Source organism: Aphanizomenon sp. UHCC 0183 (genome assembly GCF_009712065.1).
Lineage (GTDB): Bacteria > Cyanobacteriota > Cyanobacteriia > Cyanobacteriales > Nostocaceae > Dolichospermum > Dolichospermum heterosporum.
This window is the reverse complement of the sequence record NZ_VILC01000044.1, coordinates 28164-36670: the sequence shown is the minus strand read 5'-3', so window position 1 is coordinate 36670 and position 8507 is coordinate 28164. Positions and strand designations below refer to the sequence as shown.

Genomic DNA, 8507 nt, shown 5'->3' with positions numbered 1-8507 from the left:
CAGGATGTTGTTTAATGATTGTTTGTTGGGATTTTGGAGATGATTCTGTCTGAATCAGGATTTAAGGATTTTCAGGATGGGTAATTGGTAATTGCGAAAATGCTGTAAACTAACTATCTAAAGAAGAGCATAAAACAACATCTTTAAAATATCCCAACTTCCAAAAATCATCACTTCCTCAAAAACAATCTTGCCATCACATTCTGTAAATCCTCAAATCCTGGACATCCTGATTCAGACAAAATCATCACCACTTCCTCAAAAACAATCTTGCCATCACATCCTGTAAATCCTCAAATCCTGGACATCCTGATTCAGACAAAATCATCATCACTTCCTCAAAAACAATCTTGCCATCACATCCTGTAAATCCTCAAATCCTGGACATCCTGATTCAGACATTTACCTGTTTTACTGCTTTGAATAATTTGATAAATAAAAACCTTATATATATGGGCGCGCACTTTTCCACTCATAACATAAGTGTAATCGAAACTGAGAATTTTGTCAAGGGCTGAATCAGGATTTTCAGGATAAATTATTTGTGTATGATTTGCAGAATTTCCTAGCCATAACAGAAGCATGGTGGAAACTGAGAATTAAGGTAAATACTTTTGCACCACAGTCCAACCACTGAGAGATACCCAGGCAAATCCTAGTAATAAGCAGAGATTACAACCAAGATGTAATGGTCTAGCCCAAGGCTTGATGGTACTAATTTGAGTGGCACTAAAAGCGGATACTAAAACTAAGATGACGACTATTAAACCAGCGACTAAATGTGGTGAGTGTCCTAGTGAACCGAAGTGTCCTAATGTACCAACAATGCCAACGGCTAGGAGTAGTAATACTAGGCTAACTATAGTTATGCCGATTATATAATGGAGCGATCGCACTTGCGGACGATACGAAGGTAATAGAATACCGAAAGATTCTGGGTTTGTTCTGACCCGTAACATCCAAATACCAGTTATGGCTAAAAATAAATAGGCTAGTAAAGATAATCCCATTGACCAAGCGGCTATTTTCCATAACCATAGAAAGGAAGGTAGGTGCATAAAACAGTTCAGTTCCAGAAAGTTACCTATTGAGCTTAACAGGACTTCGGCTTTTTTCGGTATGCACTTGAATGAAATCCAGAATTTACCTAAAAAACAATCCACCAAAAGACTTTTAATTCTGTTCCCTGTTCCCTGTTCCCTACTATAAACATAAATCAAAATTATGGCTGGTTCTAGAAATGATTGGTTTCCCACGTCTGTTTGGCATTTTTCCCTAGAAAATTATCAGCAATTAAATCCTCCACTCTTAGAAACTATCTATGGGGAAGAACGTCGGGATAGTCAGGGTGAGAAGTGGTCAAATATACTAGGATGGCATAGTGCGGATAGGTTGCATGAGAGGGATAGTTTTGACAACCTTATAGAAATAATTAATCAAAATGTCTTAGAAGTTGCCACATTTTTACAATGGGACTTACAAAAGTTTAGTCTCAAAATTACAACTTGTTGGGCAATTATTAATCGTAAACTTGCCTCCAACTCTGTACATAATCATCCCAACTCAATTTTAAGTGGAGTTTATTATCTGAAAACTCCTGAAAATTGTGGTGGCATATTTTTCTCTGATCCTCGACCAGCTTCACAAATGATCTTACCACCATCTATAGAGTTTAATCTATGGACTTTCCCCAAAATCACTTATAAAGCTCGTGAAGGGACAATGTTAATATTTCCCAGTTGGCTGTTACATGGTGTGGAAATGAATATGAGTGATGAAGATCGGGTGTGTATTAGTTTTAATATTGGCATAGTACCGATCAATAGATAATCTTTTCTCTTTTCTTAATCTAAAATTAACTTCTAGAAAATTTTTTAATCAAGAAATAGCTAAATCATAGTGCCTTCTTAACCTCTGCGTGACATTCTACTGGAAGGTAATATTCATATTCGGTAAATATAGGTTTTCCTAAATTTACCAAGCATTGATTCAGTAAGCATTACAAAGAAAACTGAGGGATTTTATGGCTAACACACCATTCGATACAACCCAACCGTCTCAAGTAAAAGGATTAAATGGTTACACCGTTAACCCTATTTTTACAGTTGGTGACAAAATTGGGAACTATGTTGCTCCTGGGATTCTTGACGGTATTGGCGCTTACTCACTCAACGATACAACTGTTCGTGTATTAGTTGTCAATGAAGTAGGAAGTGCTGATGGTTATAAGTACACTCTGAAAAACGGGACACAACTCCCTGGTGCAAGAGTTAACTACTTTGATGTTGACAAGCGCACATTGCAAATCGTTGATGCTGGATTAGCCCATGACACAATTATCAACCGCAAAGGTGAAGTTGTTGATGCTGCTGCTGACTTAGAATTTGGTGGTATTCAACGTTTTTGTTCTGCTGCTTTGTTTGAAGCCAACCAGTTTGGTGCGGGTATTGGTTTAGCTGATCGTATTTTCTTCTCTGGTGAAGAAACCAGTAATGGCACACAATTCGCCTTGGATACACAAACAAATACTTTATATGCAGTACCCGCATTTGGTCGCGCTTCGTGGGAAAACGTCACAGAACTAAATACAGGACGCACTGATAAAGTTGCGTTCTTAATTGGTGATGATAGCAATAACGCGCCTTTATATCTCTATGTTGGCGATAAAAAAGCTGGTGGTTTCCTGGAACGTAATGGTTTAGCACAGGGTAAATTGTTTGTTTGGGTAGCAGATGATCCTAGCAGTGCTACTGATGCGATTGAAGCTAATCCTAGCCAGTTCAAAGGCAGTGGTAACAGCACAAACGGTCAATTTGTAGAAATTTCTTACTACAATCCAACAAAAGCAAGTACTACAGGTTATGACGCTCAAGGTTTTGCTACACAAACAAAACAAAATGAGTTAGCTACCGCAGTTAATGCCTTCAGGTTTTCTCGTCCTGAAGATATCGCTACAAATCCTTTCGATGGTACTCAAGCTGTTTTAGCCTCCACTGGTATTACTGCAGGTCCTGATGTTTGGGGTACAACCTACAAAATTGATGTTGACTTTAGCCAACTTCTTTCTACTACTGCTACTGTTCCTACAGCAGAAGACACTGCACCCTTTTTACTACCAACAGGATTCACTCAGACAGAAATTGTTGACCGCAACAAAGCTAATCTAGATCCTCAATTTGCTGCCACCTTTGGTAACTGGGACATGGTGGCACTCGATCCCACCAACCGCTACATCTACATTCCGATGGAAGTAGGTCAAGGCGCTGGTTTAGCTCGCTACGACACCCAAACTGGTGACTTTGTTTCAGCCCTGACTGGTCAAGCGGCCTTACCCTACACCACCAATCCTGCGGTTTGGGATAAGAATGCCGATGATTTTGGACCCTTTGACCCTGCGGAATATACTCCTCACGGAACAGTTCTTACCGCCGAAGAAAGAACCAATGGTCGTCTATTTGAGTGGCTTAACCCCTTGATGGCTGCTGGTGATCCAGCCAATGTGGTTTGGCGCAGCAATATTCCTGCGGTTTCCCATGAAGGCTTGAAGTTTGATGCCTCTGGTACTTTGTACTTTATTGATGAGAGCAACACTGGTTCTATCTACAAGTTTGTACCTAAGACTGTTGGTGATTTGAGTGTTGGACAAAGTTTTGTCTTGAAGGTAACTGCCTTTACAGGTAATGCTTCACAAGACTGGAACTCTACTGCAAATGCAGCTACTACTCGCACTGGTGCAGCTACTTGGGTGGCGATTACCGATGCTAATGGCGTGAAAACCACCACCGCCGATCCCTTTGACTTTAGCAGTGCTACTACAGGTGGACGTGCGGCAGCAGATGAAGTTGGTGGTACACCCTACGGTCGTCCAGAAGACTTAGAAATTATTGGTGACACTCTTTATGTAGCTACAACTAGCGAAAACGCAGTTTATGGCATTAACCTCAAAACCAATGAAGTTAAGCTTTTTGCTAGTCGTAGCACAATTGACGGTGGTACTGGTTTAGCTGCGGGTACCAACCTCAATAACCCTGACAACTTGGCTAGTGATGCTGCTGGTAATCTTTACATTATCGAAGACAACGGTCCTGGCGATATCTGGAAGGCATCTGATAGCAATAAGGATGGTGTAGCTGAATCCATCACTCGTTGGGTTAGTTTGGGAGTTCCAGGATCTGAACCTACTGGGTTGATTTCTACAAACAATCCCAATGAATTTATCGTTGCCATCCAACACCCCACATCTGGAAATGATGCTCTGTGGAAGATTACAACTGCACCAGAAATCACTGCAAAAATTGACATCCTTTACGATGGCAACGACGCTGGTAAACAAGATTTCGGTATGCGTAGTCCTGATAACCTCGACTGGGCTGATAATGGCAAAATTTACTTACAAGAAGACCGCGCACTAGGAGCAGATATCTGGGGTGCAACTTCTAAGCAAGAAGCCTCTATTTACGTTCTTGATCCTGCTGCTGCCAATCCAGCGGATAGCTTAACTAAAATTGCACAAGTTGATCGCTCGGCTGTTCCTTCTGGTCAAACTGATTCTAGCCCCACTGATATCGGTAACTGGGAAACTTCAGGTATTCTAGACGTTTCTAGTCTTTTTGGTAACGCTCCTGGTACACAGTTTGTGTTTGATGTCCAGGCGCATAGTATTCGTTCTGGAACAATCATTACCGCCACAAATATTGATGGTAATGGTGATGGCACAAAAACTAGACAAGAAAACCTGGTTGAAGGTGGTCAGTTATCTTTCTTGACTGCGCCTAATGCCAATTTGATTCAGGACACACAATTCTTTGCTGGTACACCTAATGCCGATACGATTGTAGCCAAGCAAACTCCTGGCTTTGGTGGTATTAAGGATGTCGTGTTTAGTGGCGCTGGTAATGACGAGGTTGATAGTGCGGCTGCGGGCGCTCTTGCCAGTAATAACATTATTGACAGTGGTAGTGGCAATGATACCGTGTTTTTAGCCAATGGCGATCGCGCTTTCGGTAGTGATGGCAATGACACATTTTTCGGAGATGAAGCCAGTAATTTCCGTGCCTCCGGTGGCGCTGGTAATGATCTGTTCTTCCTGGGTAATGGTTCTAATGGTCGTGCCTTGGGTGGTGATGGTAATGATACCTTTGAAATCGGTCTTGGTGGTGGTCACACCCTATCTGGTGGTGCTGGCGCTGACCAATTCTGGATTGTTTTTGGTGAATTAACCAAAGCTACTAACACCATTCTAGATTTCCAAATTGGTACTGATGTAATTGGTATTTCTGGCGCTAAGAGCTTAGGCATCACTACCGCCAATCTTACTTTGACTCAAGTTGGTGCTGATACTGCGGTTATCTTTGGTGGTCAGACTTTAGCCACTTTAACTGGTATTCAAGCCAGCGCTTTGAGTGTAGCTAATCCTAATCAGTTTGTCCTAGTTTAATGAGAACCAGGATTTAATAGTAATTACTTGTGATTAAATCCTTGGCAGGACTTGATATTTTTCCAAGTTTTGCCAAGGTTTTTTAACTTTTGAATATTGTGGCTAAGTTTGAGAATTTGATCCTCTTTTTACCTCAACCAAGTTATAAAACGAATTTTTTAATCAAAAAATTATTAAACCATAGTCCCATCTTAACCTTTGCGTGAAAATTTAATGAAAGGTAATATTCATACTCAGGTAAGTTAGGTCTTCCTCGATTTGCCAGACCCGAATTTATTCATTCAGTAATCATTGCAAAAGGAATTAAGGGGTTTTATGGCTAAGAATACAATTATTATGATTGGCGACGGTTTAGGCTGGGAAATGGCTCGTGCCGCCGCTATCTATAAGCAAATTCAAGCAGGGAATCCTGGAACTAAACTTAGTGATTTCTATACATCAGGTGAAGGAACAGGGCTTAATTTCCAAACATTAACAGGCTACACCTATGCCACTACCTACGGAACCACAATTGCTGGTACAGATGGAGTTTTTAATGCTGGGATTTCCGCTCTTAATGGTAATACCTTCACTACTCCTACAGGTACTGCTCCTATCCGTACAGGGTTTGCATTTAATCCCACATTTAACCCTGGAACTACACCTAATGGTGGCGCAAAAGTTAGCGATGGTGTAGTTGGCAACCTTGTTGGTTACGATCCAGTAAAAGGTGGTATCAATCCTTGGACACCGGGTACTGACTCTAATTATATCAAGTATAGCTATCCCGATTCTGCCAACACGGCGACTACACTTTATTCAGGTGTTAAGAGTTACAACGGTGCTATTGGTGTTGATATTTTTGAAGATCCCGTTGAAAGTGTGCTTTCTAAAGCGGCATCTGTTGGTAAATCAACTGGTTTAGTCACATCTGTTCCTATTGACCACGCTACCCCTGCTGCTGCTGCTGCAAATGTCAATAATCGCAACAAGTTTGATGGTGACTTACCTGCATTAGACAATATCTTGCAGCAAGAACTTCGTATTTTCCAACCAACTGTACTCCTGGGTGGTGGTCATCCCCTTTCTAATACTGGTAATCCTTTACCCACTGGTGTTGAGCCAAGAGACAATACTTACATCAAGGAATCCACTTACCAAGAGTTAAGTAAAAAGCCCACGACCAACATCTATGATTACACCTTCTTAGAACGTGGTACTAATGCGGCTCAAACTCTAGCAAATACCGCTGCTCAACTTGATCCAGAAAAAGGCGATCGCTTACTTGGTTTGTACGGTGCGCGTGGACAAGATGGCAACCTACCCGTAAGTTCTGCCGATGGAGACTACAGCACCACTGGCTTGGCAATGTTCACCAACAACACTACCAAGGGACTAAATCCAGATACTGTTAGACCGCTTCTTCCCGGAGAAACGGATGCGTCATTTATCGCTAAAGAACGCAATGAAAACCCTACTCTTGATGACCTAACCAAAGCAGCTTTATCAGTTTTAGGTAAAGACCCGGATGGTTTATGGCTGATGATTGAAGGTGGTGATATAGACTGGGCTGCCCATGATAACAACATTGATAACCTGATTGGTACAGTTTTAGACTTTGACAAAGCAGTCGGATCTGTGATCAATTGGATTAACCAAAATGGTGGTTGGGCTGATAACGAATTGATTATTACTGCTGACCACGATCATTACCTCAATCTTACTAATGACTTCCCCGCACTGCTCAGAACAAAGGGCGCTGAACAATTGACTGCGATTGACACAATTGCTGAATCTGGTAACTTCTGGGGAAATAGTGCCACTGATAAATACAACTGGGGAAGCCACACCAACCGTCCTGTCCCTGTCTACTATCAAGGTGTTGATTCCCCAACATTAACTAGTTCAATCGGTCAAGGTTTTGATGCCTACGGCTTTAAAATCCCTGGTCTTGCTAATGCGGTGGATCAAGTCAACATTGCTCAAACCATGTTTGCCTCAGTAACTGAAGTCAATCAGGAAAACTTCGTTGCTGGAACTACTGGGGCAGATACCTTAATTGCACTTCAAAATATAGATGGGGTTCAAGATACTGTATTTAGTGGTGCAGGAAACGATGAAGTTGATTTAGCATTCAATAGTAATGCTCGTAACAACATCATTGACACTGGTAGCGGTAACGATAAAACCTACGTTAGTCGCAACGACGTAGCCTTCGGCAGTGATGGCAATGATGAATTTGATGCTAGAGATGGTAAAGGTGAGAATCGGATGTCTGGTGGCGCTGGTGATGATACTTTCTATTTAGGTAGCAATGACCGGGCATTAGGTGGTAGTGGTAACGATAAATTCTTTGTCGGTTTAGGTGGTGGCAACCTGTTATCTGGTGGTGTTGGCGCTGACCAATTCTGGATTGTCAACGCTGAATTACCAAAAGCCGCTAACACAGTTCTAGATTTCCAAGTTGGTTCGGATGTGATTGGTATTAAGGGCGCTGCTAGTTTAGGTATCACTACAGCCAATCTTACTTTGACTCAAGTTGGTGCTGATACTGCCGTTATCTTTGGTGGTCAAACTTTAGCCACTTTAACTGGTATTCAAGCGAGCGCTTTGAGTGTGGCTAATCCTAATCAGTTTGTCTTGGTTTAATTAAAGCATTTTCTGGTCTTATCAGGTACAAGAACCCCACCCCCAACCCCCTCCCCGCAAGCGATGAGGGGGCTAAGATGTACCTTGTATAATTAGAAACCGCTGTCAAGTTGGGATTTAATAGTAATTACTTGTAATTAAATACCTTGGCAGAACTTGATATTTTTCGAGGTTTTGCCAAGGTTTTTTATGATGGTAGGAGTTAGGAGTCACAGAGTCAAATGGGAATTATTTGTAGGTTGATTGATTTGACTTGGGGATAGTTTCATAGCCACAATGGGTATTGCAGTTGCTACAATCAAAACCGCAATAGATAAAATCACAGCAACAGGTTTACCTCCAAATGTCAATAAGAGTTCTCCAATTAAAAAAATATCCTAAAATTTATTGTGGTGCGGGCATCTTGCCCGCTCATAATACAAGAACGGGCAAGATGCCCATC

4 protein-coding genes are annotated in these 8507 nt (G+C 41.6%); 3 read left to right on the top strand and 1 reads right to left on the bottom strand.

Annotated features, from left to right (window positions below; genetic code table 11):
* Window positions 1-599: 599 nt before the first annotated feature.
* On the bottom strand, window positions 600-1058 hold the full coding sequence (locus FJR37_RS15860; RefSeq protein WP_168466481.1) for a DUF4079 domain-containing protein: 459 nt from the start codon (window positions 1056-1058) through the stop codon (window positions 600-602).
* Window positions 1059-1224: 166 nt separating this feature from the next.
* Here FJR37_RS15860 and FJR37_RS15855 point away from each other — a divergent pair, with 166 nt between their 5' ends.
* The 3 genes from FJR37_RS15855 to FJR37_RS15845 all read left to right on the top strand — a co-directional run bounded on the left by FJR37_RS15855 (window position 1225) and on the right by FJR37_RS15845 (window position 8065).
* The gene (locus tag FJR37_RS15855; RefSeq protein WP_168466480.1) at window positions 1225-1830 is read left to right on the top strand and encodes a TIGR02466 family protein; all 606 of its coding nucleotides are present in this window, start codon (window positions 1225-1227) and stop codon (window positions 1828-1830) included.
* A 193-nt stretch (window positions 1831-2023) separates the two neighbouring features.
* The gene (locus FJR37_RS15850; RefSeq protein WP_168466479.1) at window positions 2024-5437 is read left to right on the top strand and encodes an alkaline phosphatase PhoX; all 3414 of its coding nucleotides are present in this window, start codon (window positions 2024-2026) and stop codon (window positions 5435-5437) included.
* 315 nt (window positions 5438-5752) lie between these two features.
* Window positions 5753-8065 (top strand): alkaline phosphatase, encoded by a 2313-nt coding sequence (locus tag FJR37_RS15845; protein ID WP_168466478.1) that lies wholly within the window; start codon window positions 5753-5755, stop codon window positions 8063-8065.
* The last annotated feature ends 442 nt before the right edge of the window (window positions 8066-8507 follow it).

Excerpts from the sequence above, each read along its gene's own strand:
- FJR37_RS15855 (WP_168466480.1), top strand. The coding sequence starts at position 1,225 with ATGGCTGGTTCTAGAAATGATTGGTTTCCCACGTCTGTTTGGCATTTT.
- FJR37_RS15860 (WP_168466481.1), bottom strand. The coding sequence starts at position 1,058 with ATGCACCTACCTTCCTTTCTATGGTTATGGAAAATAGCCGCTTGGTCA.
- FJR37_RS15850 (WP_168466479.1), top strand. The coding sequence starts at position 2,024 with ATGGCTAACACACCATTCGATACAACCCAACCGTCTCAAGTAAAAGGA.
- FJR37_RS15845 (WP_168466478.1), top strand. The coding sequence starts at position 5,753 with ATGGCTAAGAATACAATTATTATGATTGGCGACGGTTTAGGCTGGGAA.